This window comes from uncultured Shimia sp., from assembly GCF_947498095.1.
Lineage (GTDB): Bacteria > Pseudomonadota > Alphaproteobacteria > Rhodobacterales > Rhodobacteraceae > Shimia.
Genome location: NZ_CANMJE010000012.1, coordinates 13,269 through 28,710 on the forward strand (window position 1 = coordinate 13,269; position 15,442 = coordinate 28,710).

19 protein-coding genes are annotated in these 15,442 nt (G+C 55.7%); 8 read left to right on the plus strand and 11 right to left on the minus strand.

Features of this window, described 5'->3' with window-relative positions:
- Positions 1 to 119 precede the first annotated feature (119 nt).
- Positions 120 to 500, plus strand: a complete 381-nt coding sequence (gene rsfS, locus Q0932_RS16945) for a ribosome silencing factor (RefSeq protein ID WP_299355806.1) — start codon at positions 120 to 122, stop codon at positions 498 to 500.
- 33 nt (positions 501 to 533) lie between these two features.
- Positions 534 to 1,010 carry a 23S rRNA (pseudouridine(1915)-N(3))-methyltransferase RlmH gene (rlmH, locus tag Q0932_RS16950; RefSeq protein ID WP_299355808.1) on the plus strand — a complete coding sequence of 159 codons (477 nt, stop codon included), beginning with the start codon at positions 534 to 536 and terminating at the stop codon, positions 1,008 to 1,010.
- Between the two features lie 195 nt (positions 1,011 to 1,205).
- On the opposite strand, the gene rplA is transcribed toward rlmH, so the two are convergent.
- The 4 genes from rplA to Q0932_RS16970 form a co-directional block, all read right to left on the minus strand.
- Positions 1,206 to 1,904: a 50S ribosomal protein L1 gene (rplA, locus tag Q0932_RS16955; RefSeq protein ID WP_299355810.1), complete on the minus strand. Its 699-nt coding sequence runs from the start codon at positions 1,902 to 1,904 to the stop codon at positions 1,206 to 1,208.
- The gene (gene rplK, locus Q0932_RS16960) at positions 1,904 to 2,329 is read right to left on the minus strand and encodes a 50S ribosomal protein L11 (protein WP_299355812.1); all 426 of its coding nucleotides are present in this window, start codon (positions 2,327 to 2,329) and stop codon (positions 1,904 to 1,906) included. The genes rplA and rplK overlap by 1 nt, the downstream gene beginning before the upstream one ends.
- Before the next feature lie 126 nt (positions 2,330 to 2,455).
- Positions 2,456 to 2,989, minus strand: a complete 534-nt coding sequence (gene nusG / locus Q0932_RS16965; RefSeq protein ID WP_299355924.1) for a transcription termination/antitermination protein NusG — start codon at positions 2,987 to 2,989, stop codon at positions 2,456 to 2,458.
- Positions 2,990 to 3,321: 332 nt separating this feature from the next.
- On the minus strand, positions 3,322 to 4,146 hold the full coding sequence (locus Q0932_RS16970) for a helix-turn-helix domain-containing protein (protein ID WP_299355814.1): 825 nt from the start codon (positions 4,144 to 4,146) through the stop codon (positions 3,322 to 3,324).
- Positions 4,147 to 4,422: 276 nt separating this feature from the next.
- On the opposite strand from Q0932_RS16970, the gene Q0932_RS16975 reads away from it, so the two are divergent.
- Together Q0932_RS16975 and Q0932_RS16980 are read left to right on the plus strand one after the other, a co-directional pair.
- The gene (locus tag Q0932_RS16975) at positions 4,423 to 5,043 is read left to right on the plus strand and encodes a sulfatase-like hydrolase/transferase (protein ID WP_299355816.1); all 621 of its coding nucleotides are present in this window, start codon (positions 4,423 to 4,425) and stop codon (positions 5,041 to 5,043) included.
- Positions 4,926 to 6,047, plus strand: a complete 1,122-nt coding sequence (locus tag Q0932_RS16980) for a sulfatase-like hydrolase/transferase (RefSeq protein ID WP_299355818.1) — start codon at positions 4,926 to 4,928, stop codon at positions 6,045 to 6,047. The genes Q0932_RS16975 and Q0932_RS16980 overlap by 118 nt, the downstream gene beginning before the upstream one ends.
- 89 nt (positions 6,048 to 6,136) lie before the next feature.
- Here Q0932_RS16980 and secE read toward each other — a convergent pair whose 3' ends face one another.
- From secE to Q0932_RS17010, 6 genes are all read right to left on the minus strand, one after another.
- Complete coding sequence (gene secE, locus Q0932_RS16985) at positions 6,137 to 6,334, minus strand: preprotein translocase subunit SecE (RefSeq protein WP_299355820.1); 198 nt, start codon at positions 6,332 to 6,334, stop codon at positions 6,137 to 6,139.
- Between the two features lie 56 nt (positions 6,335 to 6,390).
- The gene (locus Q0932_RS16990; RefSeq protein ID WP_299355822.1) at positions 6,391 to 7,431 is read right to left on the minus strand and encodes a hypothetical protein; all 1,041 of its coding nucleotides are present in this window, start codon (positions 7,429 to 7,431) and stop codon (positions 6,391 to 6,393) included.
- A gap of 183 nt (positions 7,432 to 7,614) precedes the next feature.
- Positions 7,615 to 7,857: a hypothetical protein gene (locus Q0932_RS16995; RefSeq protein ID WP_299355824.1), complete on the minus strand. Its 243-nt coding sequence runs from the start codon at positions 7,855 to 7,857 to the stop codon at positions 7,615 to 7,617.
- Between the two features lie 321 nt (positions 7,858 to 8,178).
- Positions 8,179 to 8,412: a hypothetical protein gene (locus Q0932_RS17000; RefSeq protein WP_299355826.1), complete on the minus strand. Its 234-nt coding sequence runs from the start codon at positions 8,410 to 8,412 to the stop codon at positions 8,179 to 8,181.
- A 77-nt stretch (positions 8,413 to 8,489) separates the two neighbouring features.
- Positions 8,490 to 8,873, minus strand: coding sequence for an integrase core domain-containing protein (locus Q0932_RS17005; protein ID WP_299355828.1), 384 nt, complete (start codon positions 8,871 to 8,873; stop codon positions 8,490 to 8,492).
- Entirely contained in the window at positions 8,870 to 9,094 is a 225-nt protein-coding gene (locus Q0932_RS17010) for a transposase (RefSeq protein ID WP_299355830.1), read from the minus strand. Before Q0932_RS17010 ends, Q0932_RS17005 begins: the two co-directional genes overlap by 4 nt.
- 326 nt (positions 9,095 to 9,420) lie before the next feature.
- Between Q0932_RS17010 and Q0932_RS17015 the strand changes: the two genes are divergently transcribed.
- Positions 9,421 to 9,681 (plus strand): hypothetical protein, encoded by a 261-nt coding sequence (locus Q0932_RS17015; protein ID WP_299355832.1) that lies wholly within the window; start codon positions 9,421 to 9,423, stop codon positions 9,679 to 9,681.
- 92 nt (positions 9,682 to 9,773) lie between these two features.
- Positions 9,774 to 11,414 carry a L,D-transpeptidase family protein gene (locus Q0932_RS17020; protein ID WP_299355834.1) on the plus strand — a complete coding sequence of 547 codons (1,641 nt, stop codon included), beginning with the start codon at positions 9,774 to 9,776 and terminating at the stop codon, positions 11,412 to 11,414.
- A 607-nt stretch (positions 11,415 to 12,021) separates the two neighbouring features.
- Here the strand turns inward: Q0932_RS17020 and Q0932_RS17025 are convergent.
- On the minus strand, positions 12,022 to 12,732 hold the full coding sequence (locus Q0932_RS17025) for a DUF599 domain-containing protein (protein ID WP_299355836.1): 711 nt from the start codon (positions 12,730 to 12,732) through the stop codon (positions 12,022 to 12,024).
- An 87-nt stretch (positions 12,733 to 12,819) separates the two neighbouring features.
- Between Q0932_RS17025 and Q0932_RS17030 the strand changes: the two genes are divergently transcribed.
- Together Q0932_RS17030 and Q0932_RS17035 are read left to right on the plus strand one after the other, a co-directional pair.
- Positions 12,820 to 14,259: an FAD-linked oxidase C-terminal domain-containing protein gene (locus Q0932_RS17030; RefSeq protein ID WP_299355838.1), complete on the plus strand. Its 1,440-nt coding sequence runs from the start codon at positions 12,820 to 12,822 to the stop codon at positions 14,257 to 14,259.
- Between the two features lie 42 nt (positions 14,260 to 14,301).
- A complete protein-coding gene (locus tag Q0932_RS17035) occupies positions 14,302 to 15,438 on the plus strand; it encodes an FAD-binding protein (RefSeq protein ID WP_299355840.1) in 1,137 nt (378 codons plus the stop codon).
- Positions 15,439 to 15,442 lie beyond the last annotated feature (4 nt).

The following is a 15,442-nucleotide window of genomic DNA, read 5'->3' on the forward strand; positions in this document are numbered from 1 at the left end:
AAATCCGGATGAGGTGTCATTGAGAAACCCCAATCGCAATGCTATCTTGATCATACGCCCGGCGTCGGGGTTTTGCGGCGCGCAGAAAGGAGGGCAGACTTCTGTCTCTGAATACTGATGTGGCTCAGGCCACTTCCGATCCCGTAGGAAACGGGCCCCGGACCGACGTAACCAGCGAAGAACTGCTGGCGCGTATCTTAACTTCACTCGAAGAAGACAAAGCCGAAGACATCGTGCAGATCGACCTGCGCGGCATTTCCGCTATTGGCGATGCCATGGTGATCTGCACAGGCCGGTCTTCCCGTCAGGTGATCTCAATTTCGGAAAAGCTGGTGGATCGGCTGAAATCCGAATTTGGTCGCCTGTCCAAGATCGAAGGCAAGGATACTGGTGACTGGGTGCTGATCGACACCGGTGACGTGATTGTTCATGTATTCCGTCCCGAAGTTCGCGAGTTCTATCAGCTCGAGAAGATGTGGATGCCAGGCGGCAACGCCTGAGCCTGACAACGGGCGACATGCCCGGAGATATTGATGCCGTTACGTGTGCATATCTGCGCCGTGGGCCGGTTACGGTCCGGTCCCGAGCGCGACCTCCTCGACGATTATCTGACACGTTTTGACCGCACCGGGCGGGCCCTTGGGCTTGGCCCGGTCTCGGTGCACGAAGTCGAGGACAAAAAGGGCGGCGGCATGGCAACCGAAGCTGGGCTCTTGTCCGGCGTCATTCCCAAAGGCGCGGTAATCTGCGCGCTGGATGAGCGCGGTAAGCTGATGTCCTCGCCCGACTTTGCCAACATGCTTGGCGGCTGGCGAGACGACGGACGCGGCGATCTGGCCTTTGTCATCGGCGGCGCGGACGGAATTGCCCCCACTTTGCGCGCACAAGCCGACGCCAAGTTGTCATTTGGCAAGATGGTCTGGCCCCACATGTTGGCCCGCGTGATGCTGTCGGAACAGCTTTACCGCGCGGCGTCGATTTTGGCCGGAGCGCCTTATCACCGGGTTTGATGAGGAAGCGGAGTTGTACCCTTGCGCGGAGTCAAGGCCGCAGGCCGCCGCGTAATCGCCAGACCGCCCGCAAGGGCTGGCGATTTGGAAGGCTGGGTATAGCGAACTCACCCTTTGTCCGCATAACCGCCATTAACCCAAAGAAAAAGGGCGCCCCGAAAGGGACGCCCCTAAGTCTTTGAACCAAGTCGCGGTTTATTGCGCGGCGGCGTTGTCGACGTCGATGGTCACGCCTGGGCCCATGGTCGAGCTCAGGGCGATCTTCTGGACGTAAGCGCCTTTGGCACCTGTAGGCTTGGCTTTCAGAACGGCGGCCATAAAGGCACGGACGTTTTCAACCAGCTTGCCTTCGTCGAAGGACGCTTTGCCAACGCCTGCGTGAACCACGCCAGCTTTCTCGGCTTTGAACTGAACCTCACCGCCCTTGGCGGCTTCAACGGCGGCTTTGACGTCCATGGTCACGGTGCCAACTTTAGGGTTCGGCATCAGGTTGCGCGGTCCGAGGACCTTACCCAGACGGCCAACGACAGGCATCATGTCCGGGGTTGCAATGCAGCGATCAAACTCGATGGTGCCGCCTTGAACGGTTTCCATCAGGTCTTCGGCGCCAACGATGTCTGCACCAGCGGCCTGAGCCTCTTCGGCTTTGGGGCCACGGGCGAACACAGCAACACGAACGGTTTTGCCGGTGCCGTTGGGCAGGCCAACAACACCACGAACCATCTGGTCCGCGTGACGTGGGTCAACACCCAGACATACAGCGATTTCAACAGTCTCATCGAATTTCGCAGTGGCATTGCCTTTGACCAGAGCAACAGCTTCTTCAACGCTCAGGTTGCTCTTGCCTGCAGCCGCTTCACGCGCTGCGACAGTACGTTTACCAAGTTTCGCCATTACTTCACCTCGATGCCCATAGAGCGCGCGGATCCAACGATGATCTGCATGGCAGCCTCGATGTCGTTTGCGCTCAGGTCTTTCATTTTCGCTTCGGCAATTTCTTTTACCTGTGCGGGAGTCACCGACCCAACAGTCTCACGACCAGGGGTGTTGGCTGCCGATTTCAGGCCAGCGGCCTTTTTCAGGTAGTAAGACGCGGGTGGCGTCTTGATGTCCATCGCGAACGATTTGTCCTGGTAATAGGTGATCACGGTCGGGCACGGCGCACCGGGCTCCATGTCCTGCGTCTTGGCGTTGAACGCCTTGCAGAATTCCATGATGTTGATGCCGCGCTGACCCAGGGCAGGACCCACGGGTGGCGAGGGGTTGGCTTGACCTGCAGGGATCTGCAGCTTCATCGTGCCAGCAAGTTTCTTGGCCATTTGGCCTCTCCTTCTTTCCAACACTTTCGGGACGCGACCCGAAAGCTCTCAGTTGTGTGGTACAGTCCGCGCATCGCGATGCGCTCGCCTCCCACTCGGGTTGGGCGCCGTTCAGCGCCCGATACATCAGGTCTGTTTGTTGACCTGCGTGTATTCCAGTTCGACCGGGGTTTCCCGGCCAAAAATCGAAACGGTCACTTTCAGACGTTGATTTTCTTCATCAACTTCTTCGACCATGCCATCAAAGTCCTCAAACGGACCGTCGTTGACTTTGACTTTCTCACCGATCTCAAACGAGATCATCAGTTTCGGCGCATCTTCGCCTTCCTGAACGCGGTTGAGGATGCCGTTCACTTCCGCATCGCGCATCGGCATCGGGCGACCCTGCGGACCCAGGAAACCGGTGACGCGGTTAATCGAGTTGATCAGGTGATAGCCCTGATCGCTCATCTCCATATGCACAAGCACATAGCCCGGCATAAAGCGGCGCTCGGTGGTCACTTTCTTGCCACGGCGCACTTCGATCACTTCTTCGGTCGGAACCAGAACTTCGTCGATCTGATCTTCCAGGCCTTTTTCTTCTGCAGAGACACGGATTTGTTCAGCGACCTTCTTTTCGAAGTTCGATAGAACACTGACCGAGTACCACCGTTTTGCCATTAGATCGTTCTTCCCGTCACTCAGCGACCCGAGGGTCGAAATTTCCATCAGTTTCAGCGCATCGAAATGCAGCTCTCCGGAACAAAAAATCGGCGCGCAACTCGAATCGCCGCACGCCATCTCCAGAATTAGGGTGTCGTCTACCCCCGAAATCGCATCAATTCAAGAGCCCGATGCAATTTTGCGCTCGCAACCGGACTTCCGCTGATTGTCCCGTTTTGTACATCCCCAAAATCAAGAATTGTCCGTTTTGGACATTATTTTTGGCTAACAAACTCGCATCTTTCTTGTGGTCCAAAGCCCATTGGACACTTTAGCCGAGAAGACTTGGTTCAGGTCGCACAGGCTGCCAATGTTTCCGAAGGACGTTCGTCATAGAGACTTAGGTAATCTTGCGAGAACTGCCCCAAATGCCAAAATCCGTGCTCGCTCGCGATGTCCCCTACAGTGCATCGCCCTGCTTCGGAGCGACGTAGAATGGCCCTCACAGAGGCAAGCTTGTTACGTTTGAGCAAAGCTGCAGGGGACATACTGAACCGCTCGCGAAACGCGTATTGAAGTGTGCGTTCACTGACGTGGCTTTCGGCACGCAAATCACTGAGGTCGGCCGTTGCCAGATCGCAGTCGGAAAGGAACGTCAGACCTTTGAGGATGGCTATATCGCGCGCCCGCATCGACGGGCGTTTCAGGGGCGTGCGCCGGGCCGCCCCAAGCCAAAAGGGCAAGAGTTGGTACAGAATCTGCCGTGCTAGTTCGGCAAAGCGACCCGGAGGCGCTGATTGCAAAAGGCGCATCCGCCAGATCGCCTGGTCGGCCACGGTTGAAGGAAGGGCAAAGGTCTCGTGCCATTGGGTGTCGGGTTTCAGATCAAGCTCGAGCGTCTCGGAAACACGAGCGATAAAGTCTTGCGAGACAGAAAGCGTGTGGACCTGCGAGCCCGGGCTGGAAAAGCTGCGCAGTTCTCGGCCAACCGGAAAAACCCAGCAACAGTTGCTGTCCACATCATGTCCGCGCACCCAATAGCGCGGCACCGTCGGCTCCATCATGTTGAAAGTCACAAGTCCCTCAGGCGGTGAGCCGATCATGGAAAGCGCAAAAGCAAACTCAGAGTACATGTAGTGCAGGTTGCCATCGATGGTCTGGACAAATGAGGCCACATCTTCAGCGCAATTGGCTTTGGATAAGGGCGATTATTCCGCGTCCCAGGCCTGAAGGGCCTGTGTCATCTCATCAATTTCCTGAAACGGCGCGCGCATAGTGGTTTGAGACCTCTCGCGATGATCTCGGGTTCGTCCGATTTTTGCGGATTTTCGATAACGACGCAAGTCGCAGCGGGCCTAGGCTGGAGGGGATGCATTGTGTGGCCTGCAAGTGCGCTCCCCAAAAGTCATGACATTTGCTAGCTGCATTGTCCACCGAAAGAGGATTTACCGATGAGCAAACACTTCCTATTTGGCAGTTTCACCCTTGGCGCAGCGTTTGCCGTTACAGCGCCTGTGCAGGCGGAAACTCAGATCATACATGATGCCGAGTTTGTTCGGATGGAACAGGAATTCAAAGAAGCCTGGGTGGCGGATGATGACTCGGTTCGCGAAAAGCTGGCTGCGCTTGAGGCGCGGTTCGGCAAAAAACCAAACATCGTCTACATTATGGCCGACGACGTCGGGTACACGGAACTGAGCAGCTATGGCGGCGGCAAGATCCGTGTTGCGCCGACCAACAGTCTGGACCAGATGGCCGAGGAATGCATGCGGTTCCTGTCCTTTTATTCCGAGATCGAATGCTCGCCCTCGCGCGGGGCGGTTCTGACCGGACGGCACCCGATCCGCAACGGTGTCTACAACATCACGCTCCCTGGCGAGACCGGCAGTGGGTTGCATTGCGGCGAGGTGACGATCGCCGAGCTATTGTCGGACGCGGGGTACTACACCGGCTTTTGGGCAAGTGGCATCTGGGAGATGACGAGGGCAACCACCCTACCGAACAAGGGTTTGACGAGGCCGAGTGGTCAGAAGGCACCCCGCCGTGGTGGGTCAATAACAAGAATGCCTTGAAAGATGACGACATTGGTGGCTTCACTCAGCGCACGTTGATGCATTCTCCGGGGTCCGAGGGGTTCCCCTATGACACCGGTGGGGTGATGCGGGCCAAGAAAGGCGAAGAGCCGCAACTGGTCTATGAATACTCGATGGAAAAGTACAACACCTATGACACCGAGGTGGCGGATCATGTCATAGAGTTTATCACCCAGCGCGCCGACAGCGATCAGCCGTTCTTTGTGAACTTCTGGGGTAAGGGCAACCACTTCTGGGGCGCTCATCCGGACTTTCGTGACACACCTGCAGAGACCAACACAGCTGCCCAGATGGTGGAGCATGACTATAACGTTGGCCGGGTGCTGAAAACGCTCACCGATCTTGGCATCGCCGAGAACACACTGGTGGTCTGGAGTTCGGACAATGGGCCAATGTACACAGTGCATCCGCACGGCGGCTATTCCCTGCTGCAGGGCGGCAAGGGTGAGACCCGCGAAGGTGGCATCAGGGTGCCAGCGATTGCTTGGTGGCCGGGCATGATCGACCCCGGTCAGGATCCGTTGGATCTCATCCAGATCACCGACTTCTTTACCACGTGGGCCGGCGTTGCCGGGGTGATGTCAGAAGTGCCGGGGGACCGGGTGATTGATGGCGTCGACCAGAGTGGGTTGTTCCTGCTGGGCGAAGGCAAGGGGCGGCGCGATTACGTGTTTCATTACAACCGCACCAAACTGGAGGCCGTTCGCAAGGATCAGGTCAAGCTGAACCTGAAGCCGCGCAATCCGGACTTTCACTTTTATGAGGTGTTCAATATCTACCACGACCCGGCAGAACGGTTCCCGAATGAGGCGCGCAACGGGATCTGGGCCGGACCGGGCATGACTAAGATGATTCAAGAGCATCTGTTGTTGATTGAGCGATATCCACACCGACCGGTGCAAAGCTATTACCGCGATTTCGATACGTCGTTTGATCCGCAACGCACACCGGTCTACAAACCCAAAATGACCGTCAATTGGTAGAAGCCTCTCGCAGGTTGGGCAATGCTGTTCGACCTACCGCCGTCTAGGCGGTTGGCGGGGAAGCTTAACAATGCATGATTGTAGGTGAGTTACCCGAACAGCCCCAGAACACCCTGCAGACCAGACCGGATCAGAATGTCGACGAGCGCAAAGAAGGCAGCGGTCAGGGCCGCCATGATAAAGACCATAACAGTGGTCAGCATCACCTCACGGCGAGTCGGCCAGACGACCTTGGTGACTTCGGCGCGGACTTGCTGAATAAAGGTGAGCGGATTGGTTTTGGCCATGGTACGATTTCTTCTCTTGCGAACAGAGGCTGACATACGCGGGCCAAGTCACAAATTCAAGTGCCGTTTGTGAGACCTTGTCCAACCTGTTCCTGTGCCGCAATCTTCTCAAACCGGGATTTGAGTTTTTCATCGTCAACAGGTGGCTCAAGCGCGCCCTCAAGATCAGGAATGTGAAACCCGTGAACCCACGAAGGCGGCAAGCGATCTGCCAGCCATTCCACGCTCATCAACAGTCGGTTCCCACGCTTTAACAGACGCTTGGCCCTTTGTGGATTGCGACGGCGCAAGCGATTGTACCACCAGCTCACGATGGCTGCGACCCGATCTGTTCCAAGGAAGGCAATCAACAGCCCCAGGAGGAGGAACACCACCAGCGTAAAAATCGGGATAAACCACGGTCGCCAGACCGCAATCGCGATCAACAACATAATGGCAATATTTCTCGGCTTGCGTGAGAACCGGCGCACTGCACGCCCCGGCGCACCTTCGACGATCGTCAGACGGCGCCATTCCTTCTTGGAGGTCTTAGTTTTTTGAGGTGTTTCTGGTGTGGTGTTCGGGATCATTCCAACCGGCACATCTCCATCCTTGCGGTTCAGCCGTTCTGAAGCACGTTGCTGCACGTCTTCGATATCCAGCAGCTTGTCGCGGGCAAATGTATCTAGATCGGTTAGAACCCTACCAAAATCTTCGGGTGCTTCATGCTCGGATATCGTGGATGCCGCAGGCATATCCGGCGTCAGAGATGTGTCGACATCAGGTTGAGAATCCTCGGCTTCAGGACCGGGCTGCTGTGGCTCCTCGAGTGCAATTTCGGCGCTCAGAGCCATTTGCACCGCGGTATGAGGATCCGGTTCGGGTGAAGAGTGTTCAACGGCAGAGCCCGCCAAGTCTGAGGAGTGCGTGTGAGCGACAGGCTGTTCGGGCTGTGAAACAGGCGTTTCCTCGGCCTCGACCTCAGGCTCATCCGACACCAACATGCGGATGGTTTTCAGCGTGTCCCCGGTGAACGGTTCGCCAGGTTCCACAATATCTTCACCAAATTGGCGCGCAGGTTCGCCATTGGGCCGATAAAGCCCGGGAGCTTTGGCCATCTTTCCACATCCTTATAGCTATAGGTCAGAGCTCAAAACTCAGAACCCAGCCCCCGAATTCAGTGACGTGCGATCTTGGCAGCACGGACGTCAACGATTCGCGCGATCAGCGCAAAGGACATTTTTGTGAAAAATTTGGGAATTCTCGCGGCAAAATTGTGGCAGGAATGAGGCAACCCCCAGTCAACGCTGGCTGTTGGCGTCCTGAAAACGGTGGCGAATTGAGCTGAAAAGTTTGTTGCTGAGCGTCAACTCGACCTTCCACAACCGCAAGAAACGGCGCAGGAAGAAAAAACTGCCGTCGCGCGCCCGTTCAGGTCCTACGGCGATCGCCGCCACAAGGAACAAAAACAAAATGCAAACCATCAGGCGGATGGTGCTGAGCGGGTGCAACCACGCAATCATGATTGCGAGGACAATCGCCATCACGCGGGGGCGGGGCCACTTGGCATTCAGATGCGCATACCGGCGCTCCTGCGCGGCTTGGATTTATTCTGAGGAAGCGCCGGCAAGGTCGGGCGCAGAAAATAGGGGTCGAAACACGGATTTTGCGCAGAGACTTTGGAAATTGGCAGGGGCAGCAGGGTTCGAACCCGCGACCTACGGTTTTGGAGACTGATGCCCAATACTTATTGAGTGTTGGCAGTCATTCTAAACCCTTTGTTTCATTGTAGTTCGTCGTTCCACTCGGCCTAGGCTTTTGGATCTCGGTGCAACCGGTGTGCAACCGGCTGAACACGATGGTCATCAGCTTTCAGGCGGCACCCACCCCGCATCGATGTCGCCCTGCACCTTGGTCACCACAGACTTGCAAAAGGCTTGGTCGAATTCACACCACCAGACGATGGCTACGGCTGCCTCGGCGCGCTTACCATCACCGAGCAGGATGTCGCGGGCGATCTCGTAATGGTCCAGCGTCGGGTCATTCTTGGCTGGCCCCATGCGTTCAAGCATTGAGGCCAGTTCAGTTTCAAAGGTCATTCGGATTTCCTCCTTCGGTCCAATTCAGCCGCAGCTTGTTCGTCGTCGCATGCATTTGACAGCCAGACCAGCTCTGTCTAGCCCCCAATTTCAGTACCAGTAATTTTTGATTTCTCTAATAAGGTTTCAGGTGCCGGCGGGCGCATGTTCAATGCGTGATGAGGCCTGACCTGGTTGTACTGCCTGAGCCAAACATTGATTGCTACCTGGGCTTGTTGTGTGGTGTGGAACCATTCTGCATTCAGGAATTCCCGCCTAAATGTTCCGTTGAACCGTTCGTTGTACCCGTTCTCCCAGGGGCTGCCCGGATAGATTTGCATCGGCTGGATCCCGACCTTCTTCAGCCAATCCTTTAGATGTGCAGCAATGAACTCTGGGCCATTGTCAGAGCGGATGAATTCCGGTTTCCTGTGCTTCATCAACAGAGGGTGTAGCGCATCCAGAACATCGATGGCTTTCATCTTAGGGCGCACTGCCTCGCAAAGCGCCTCGCGGGTGCAATCATCTCAGACAGCTGAGGCCGCCCAATACCGCCAAACTTCTTGCGCCAGTAGTAATAGGTCTTGTCAGAAATCCCCGCTTTGCGACACGCACTCACAACATCCAAACCATCATGAAGATGCACATCAATCTCGCGCAACACCTTCAGCGCATCCTCATCCGAATACCGTTTCCGAGCCACCCCTACATCCTCTCATGACACTAAAAAGTGTCAAAGTTTTAGGGAGCTAAAACAACGACCACAGGCGCGGTGTCCAGCGCCGTCACGTGCTTCGTTGAGAAAACATGTCAGAGATTGTAAATTTTCTGCCTAGTTGAGTGAAACGGCCCATGTGAAGTGAGCCTGTGTTTGGGAAAACGAAGCAAAAGGACGTGGCTCGCATTCTGCTAAAGGTTCAGGAGTGATTTCAACAGGGAGTATTGAAACAGATTTGCATTGCGCAAACTGCGCTTGCAGCTCACGTCCATCGCTCGCAGTATCCAATAAGACTCTACCCCGAGGTAAGAATGCCAAAACTGATTGTACTCCCTTTCCTTATCGTCCTCATGGGGTGTTCAGTACACGATCCCAACGATGGGGCTGGCCGTTTGAGTCGCGAGTTCGCCAAGGGTGAAAAGCTGATGATCAAGTGCCAGGAAAATGAAAGAAAGTGCCCCGCATATTATGAATTCAAGGCTGAATGGGAAAGGGAAGTGCGTCACTACACGACATTTGAAGCCGCATTGGCAAAACACAAAGCCAGAACTGCGCAAGGATACGCTGTTTAGAGGCACCTTGGATGTTGTGAAATTCCACCAACTTCAGCAAGAGCCCCAACTTTGGCAAGCACCGAGCACCGAGTGAGCAGAAAGTGAGTTAAATGAGCCGCATCTTTTTCGCCCGACATTTTGTCATTGCCAGAGTATTGCTTCTTTGTCTGGGGCATATCTTTGGGCCGGTTGTAGCCCAAGCGGAAGCGGTCTCTGATCAAATCAAAGATCTGGTTGGAACAGTGAGCGCTGAGAGCGCGGCCTTACAGAACACAAACCTTGATGCGGCTGATCTGTTGCCCAAACTGTATGATGCGCGAGAATATCGTCCCGCGTGGGGGGAAGAAGGTTCTGTCGAGGTGCTTTTCCGAGCGCTGGACAAAGGTGTTGCTCAGGGGTTCACACCGGCAGATTTCCATATACCGGAGCTGTTGGAGCGATACAAAAAAGCCAAAGCCGGCGGCGCTTGGGAGAAAGCCACGTTTGATGTCTTGGCGATGGATGCGGCCATCAAGCTGATAAACTACTCCATTTTTGGCAAAGTGAACCCCGGCGACTTCGACAAGGACTGGAATTTCGCAAGGCCGGTTATTGAGAGAGACCCGGTTCAGGTGATCACCCAGTACCTTGATGGACAAGGTTTCGCCGCCTTAATGGCGCTTATCGACCTGGAAAACCCTCAATACCAAGGCCTTGTTGACGCACTGGAGACGTATCGTCAGTTTGCGTTGAATGGTAGTTGGCCCGAAGTGCCAAGCGAGACTGTTCTTAAGCCGGGCATGTCTGAACCTGCCGTCGCTGTGTTACGACATCGGTTGGCTGCAGAAGGCGCGCTGAACGAAGGCCAGATTCTCCCCTCAACAATAGATGAAGGTGATCCGGCACAAGTCTATGATGACCGCCTCGAGGTGGACGTAAAGGCTTTCCAAGCGCGCCACGGATTGGAAGCCGACGGCGCGATTGGCCCCAAAACCTTTGCCGTGCTCAACCGATCTGTTGAGGATCGCATCAATCAGATCCGGCTGAGCCTCGAGAGGGCTCGATGGTTGTTTCGAGATGAAGAAAGCGAATACGTACTTGTAAACATTGCAGGTGCGCGAACGTACCTCGCGCGGGCAGATGGATCTGTATGGACAACCCGATCTATTACCGGATCGCAGTATCGTAAAACGCCAGTGTTCCGTGATGAAATACAGTACATGGAGTTCAATCCGACATGGACTGTTCCGGCGTCGATCTTTCGAAAAGACAAATTGGCCCGCATTCGCAAAGATCCCGGTTACCTTGATCGCGGCAACTACATTGTGCGCAATCAGGAGGGGGCGGTCATTCCTGCCAGTTCGGTAAATTGGGGTGCCGACAATCCCAGAGTGACGTTGGTTCAGCAACCGGGACCGAACAACGCGCTTGGCCTCGTCAAGTTTATGTTTCCAAACAAATATGCTGTCTATTTGCACGACACAAATGACCGGACACTGTTTGGCCGTAACGAACGAAATCTCAGTTCGGGGTGCGTGCGCGTGGAGTACCCATTTGAGTTAGCAGGTCTCTTAATGGAAGGTGATCCGGAGTGGAATTCCGCACGAATGCAATCCATTCTAGATAGTGGGAAAACCGTGCGCATCAATCTGCCAAAACCGATGCCCGTTCTACTCACCTATTGGACCGCCTGGGTTGAAGACGGCGAAGTACATTTCCGCGAAGACATCTATGGACGAGACAAGAGGATCCTGACGGCCTTGGACAGGTGAAGTAGGTGAACTCCCTTGCTATATACGTGAAAATGCATGAGGCCCAAAAGGAACCGCTTGTTAGTGCCGATGCGCTAGGCAACTGACTAACATGAGAGGTGATCGATTTAACTGTTGAAAAAGGCGTATTGTGCGACTGACACTTCCCGGCAGGGTCCACCTCAGGCCCACCTAGATAGCCCACCTATGTGCCAACGGCAGCTTTTGCACAGCTGCAACTCAGTGTTTAAGGATCCGATCAACTGCAGCTTTGAGCAGTCGGGAGCAACAATGCATGCCCCGGCCACAGACTTTGCAAATATCGCTATCTGCGTATTCCCGAAATTCGAATCTGACCTAGATGCAGGTGCCGCGAACAACGGCTTCGTCCCGCATCGCAGACCTTGGCACTCAGACGAGCAGGCGCAAAACGTCCAGCGCAGCTGTCGGGACGGTTGAAGTTGAAGAAATCGTTAAAAACGAAGGGTGTTTCTTAACATAATCTTTTGCGCAAAATGGAGAAACGGCCTCAAAAATCTTGTACAACTTGGAGAAACACCCCTCAAAAAGATGTACAACTTGGTCATTCTGCCGGCTTTTCGCAGAGTTAAACCGATCTTGAGAAAGCTTACCGGCCAATCCCGTCCGTGGCTTCCAGCATGACAGACCGTGAGTGCGAGGCAAATTCGCGTCTCCACAACACAAAAAGTGTTAGAAAAGACCCCAAAATCAATGGAATAGCGCCAAACAACCACGCGGCGGCGGCGAGGCTGAAATAGACTGAACGCATGGCGCGGTTAAAGCTTTTGGCCGCTGTGATATTGATTTCACTGGCTTTTCCCGCCCTCGGCAGCCCCGCGGGGTCATTTGGGTCATTGGGCACGGCGGACATGACAACGGAACAGTAACCAAACAGCCGGTGGGCCCAGACGAACTTTAGAAAAGCGTTTGAAATCAACAGGATCATCAAGAGCAGCTTGATCTCGATAACAAAGGTCGGTGCCTTCATAATTGTGAATTCACGTGCCACGCCCGATAATTGGTCAGGATTACCAACCAGCGCCAGCCCTCCCCCAATAGCAATCATCGTCGCAGAGGCAAAAAAAGAGGTGCCCTGACGCAGGTTACCGAGGATCTGTGCATCGAACACACGCGGATTACGGTCAACCAGATGTACCATCCACTCTCGCCGATACTTCACCATGATCTGTGAAAGGCTTGGATGATATTTTGGTGGATTTTCAATGAGATACCCAATTCCCTGCCAGCAGATCAAAAGCAGCAATACAGCGGCAAGCTCTAAGGGTGAAAACAGGTCTAGTCGGTCGGTCCAGCTCATGACGCCACTCTAGCGCGGGAACAAGAGGGTTGCCAGATGTTTAAATTGGTTATATTTCCTTACCAATATTGGAAAGGGAATCGCGATATGGAAATGCCAGCCCCCGATCAGTCGATCATTGCCCGCAAGGCCCGCATCGTCGACCGCCTGCGATCGGTCCTTCCCGCCGACGCCGTGATCGAAGACGAGGTCGAAACCCGTGCTTATGAGTGCGATGCCCTTACAGCCTATCGGTGCCCGCCCTTAGCTGCGGTCTTGCCAGCCTCGACAAAAGAAGTTTCCGAGGTGCTCAAGGTTTGCCATGCAGAAGGTGTGCCGGTTGTGCCGCGCGGTGCGGGAACGTCGCTTGCGGGGGGCGCCTTGCCCACAGCGGACTCGGTAATCCTTGGTGTGGCGCGTATGACCGAAGTGCTTGAGACAGACTATGACAACCGGTTTATTCGGGTTCAGTCTGGGCGCACGAACCTGAGCGTCTCCGGCGCGGTGGAAGAAGAGGACTTTTTCTATGCGCCTGATCCGTCGTCGCAATTGGCCTGTGCCATTGCGGGCAACATCGCAATGAACTCTGGCGGTGCGCATTGCCTGAAATACGGCGTCACCACGAACAACCTTTTGGGCGTGACGATGGTCATGATGGACGGAGAGATCGTTGAGATTGGCGGCGCACATCTGGATGCGGCAGGGCTGGACCTCTTGGGCCTGATCTGCGGATCCGAAGGCCAGTTGGGCGTGGTCACCGAAGCCACGCTGCGGATCCTGCGCAAACCCGAAGGTGCCCGGCCCGTGTTGATGGGGTTCGATTCCAACGAGGTTGCAGGGCAATGCGTCAGCGACATCATCAAAGCGGGCATTCTGCCAGTGGCGATTGAGTTCATGGACCGCCCGTGTATCCGCGCGACCGAGGCTTTTGCCGGAGCAGGCTATCCGGACTGCGAGGCCTTGCTCATCGTCGAAGTCGAAGGCAGTGACGAGGAGATTGAAGCCCAGCTGTCACGGATCAACGCGATTGCCCGCACGCACAACCCGGTTGAACTGCGTGAAAGCGGTTCCGCCGAGGAAAGCGCCAAGATCTGGCTGGGGCGCAAATCGGCCTTTGGAGCCATGGGTCAGATCAACGACTACATGTGCCTCGATGGCACGATCCCGGTTTCGCAGCTGCCCTATGTGCTGCGTCGGATCGGAGAAATGTCCAAAGAGTATGGGCTGGACGTCGGCAACGTGTTCCACGCCGGTGACGGCAACATGCATCCGCTCATTCTGTTTGATGCCAACAAGCCCGGTGATCTGGAACTGTGCGAGGCCTTTGGCGCAGACATTCTGAAGCTCTGTGTCGAGGTGGGCGGATGTCTGACCGGAGAGCATGGCGTGGGCATCGAAAAGCGCGACCTGATGGTGGATCAGTATGATCCCGAAGATCTTGAGATCCAGATGGCTGTGAAAGACGTGTTCGATCCCGATTGGTTGTTGAACCCCGCCAAGGTTTTCCCGCTTGCCTCGAGCCAAGAGCGGCGGATCGCGGCGGAATAGGCGCCGCGCACCATCCCAGAGATATTGAAAAAGAAGACGAAAATGAGACCTGAGAACGAAGCGGCTATGGCCGAGATGGTTAAAACGGCTGCAGGCCCTTTGCGGGTCATTGGCGGCGGCACGCGTGACATCGGGGCGCCTGTCGAAGGCGAAACCCTATCAACGGCCAAAATGTCCGGGGTCTCGCTCTACGAGCCGGGCGCGCTGACAATCGTGGCCGGGGCTGGAACGCCGTTGGCCGAGATTGAGGCTGTGCTGGCCGCCGAGGAGCAACGTCTGGCGTTTGAACCGATGGATCACCGCCCTTTGTTAGGCACCAGCGGCGAACCCACCATTGGCGGCGTTGTCGCGGCGAACGTCTCGGGCCCGCGGCGCATCCAGGTCGGCTCGTGCCGCGATTCACTGTTGGGTGTGCGATTTGTTGATGGCGCTGGCCGCGTTCTCAAGAACGGAGGCCGCGTGATGAAAAATGTCACGGGCTACGACCTGGTCAAACTGATGGCCGGGAGCTGGGGAACACTTGGCGTGCTGAGCGAGGTGTCACTGAAGGTTCAGGCAATCCCGGAAGCGTCAGCCTGCGTGTTGCTAAATGGCTTGGACGATGTGGCCGCTGTAAACGCAATGAGCATGGCGCTGGGCTCACCCTATGACATAACCGGCGCGGCACATGCGCCGGTGGGCGTTGACGGGCATCCGGTGACGATGATCCGGATTGAGGGTCTGGAGGCGTCGGTGGCGTATCGGGCGGAAAAGCTCAAAGCGTTGTTCGCCAAGACCGGCGCCGAAGTGCTTGTCGAGAGAACGCCAGAAAAGCTGACTGCAGGCTGGAAATGGGTGCGCGATGCAGAGCTCATGCAAGGTGGTGCGGGTGACGTCTGGCGGTATTCGCTCAAACCATCGGATGCGCCCCAAGTGGTTGCAGACATTCAAGAGCAGCATCCCGAAATCAAGGTGCTTTACGATTGGGGCGGTGGCCTCGTCTGGGTAGAAGCCCCTGCTGGCACTGACCTTCGGCGCTCGGAATTTGCCGGACACGCGACCTTGGTGCGCGCGTCGAATGCGACGCGTCGAGCGGTTCCAGCCTTCCAGCCTGAGCCAGCTCCTCTGGTGACGATATCCAAAGGCCTGCGTGCCAAGTTCGATCCCCGTGGGATCCTTAATCCGGGACTGATGGGGTAGGGCC

Coding starts and splice junctions, on each gene's coding strand:
- Q0932_RS17020 (WP_299355834.1), top strand. CDS start 9,774: ATGAGCCGCATCTTTTTCGCCCGACATTTTGTCATTGCCAGAGTATTG.
- rlmH (WP_299355808.1), top strand. CDS start 534: ATGCCGTTACGTGTGCATATCTGCGCCGTGGGCCGGTTACGGTCCGGT.
- nusG (WP_299355924.1), bottom strand. CDS start 2,989: ATGGCAAAACGGTGGTACTCGGTCAGTGTTCTATCGAACTTCGAAAAG.
- Q0932_RS17025 (WP_299355836.1), bottom strand. CDS start 12,732: ATGAGCTGGACCGACCGACTAGACCTGTTTTCACCCTTAGAGCTTGCC.
- Q0932_RS17015 (WP_299355832.1), top strand. CDS start 9,421: ATGCCAAAACTGATTGTACTCCCTTTCCTTATCGTCCTCATGGGGTGT.
- Q0932_RS16975 (WP_299355816.1), top strand. CDS start 4,423: ATGAGCAAACACTTCCTATTTGGCAGTTTCACCCTTGGCGCAGCGTTT.
- rplK (WP_299355812.1), bottom strand. CDS start 2,329: ATGGCCAAGAAACTTGCTGGCACGATGAAGCTGCAGATCCCTGCAGGT.
- rplA (WP_299355810.1), bottom strand. CDS start 1,904: ATGGCGAAACTTGGTAAACGTACTGTCGCAGCGCGTGAAGCGGCTGCA.
- Q0932_RS17030 (WP_299355838.1), top strand. CDS start 12,820: ATGGAAATGCCAGCCCCCGATCAGTCGATCATTGCCCGCAAGGCCCGC.
- Q0932_RS17035 (WP_299355840.1), top strand. CDS start 14,302: ATGAGACCTGAGAACGAAGCGGCTATGGCCGAGATGGTTAAAACGGCT.
- Q0932_RS16995 (WP_299355824.1), bottom strand. CDS start 7,857: ATGGCGATTGTCCTCGCAATCATGATTGCGTGGTTGCACCCGCTCAGC.
- Q0932_RS16990 (WP_299355822.1), bottom strand. CDS start 7,431: ATGGCCAAAGCTCCCGGGCTTTATCGGCCCAATGGCGAACCTGCGCGC.
- Q0932_RS17000 (WP_299355826.1), bottom strand. CDS start 8,412: ATGACCTTTGAAACTGAACTGGCCTCAATGCTTGAACGCATGGGGCCA.
- Q0932_RS17005 (WP_299355828.1), bottom strand. CDS start 8,873: ATGAAAGCCATCGATGTTCTGGATGCGCTACACCCTCTGTTGATGAAG.
- secE (WP_299355820.1), bottom strand. CDS start 6,334: ATGGCCAAAACCAATCCGCTCACCTTTATTCAGCAAGTCCGCGCCGAA.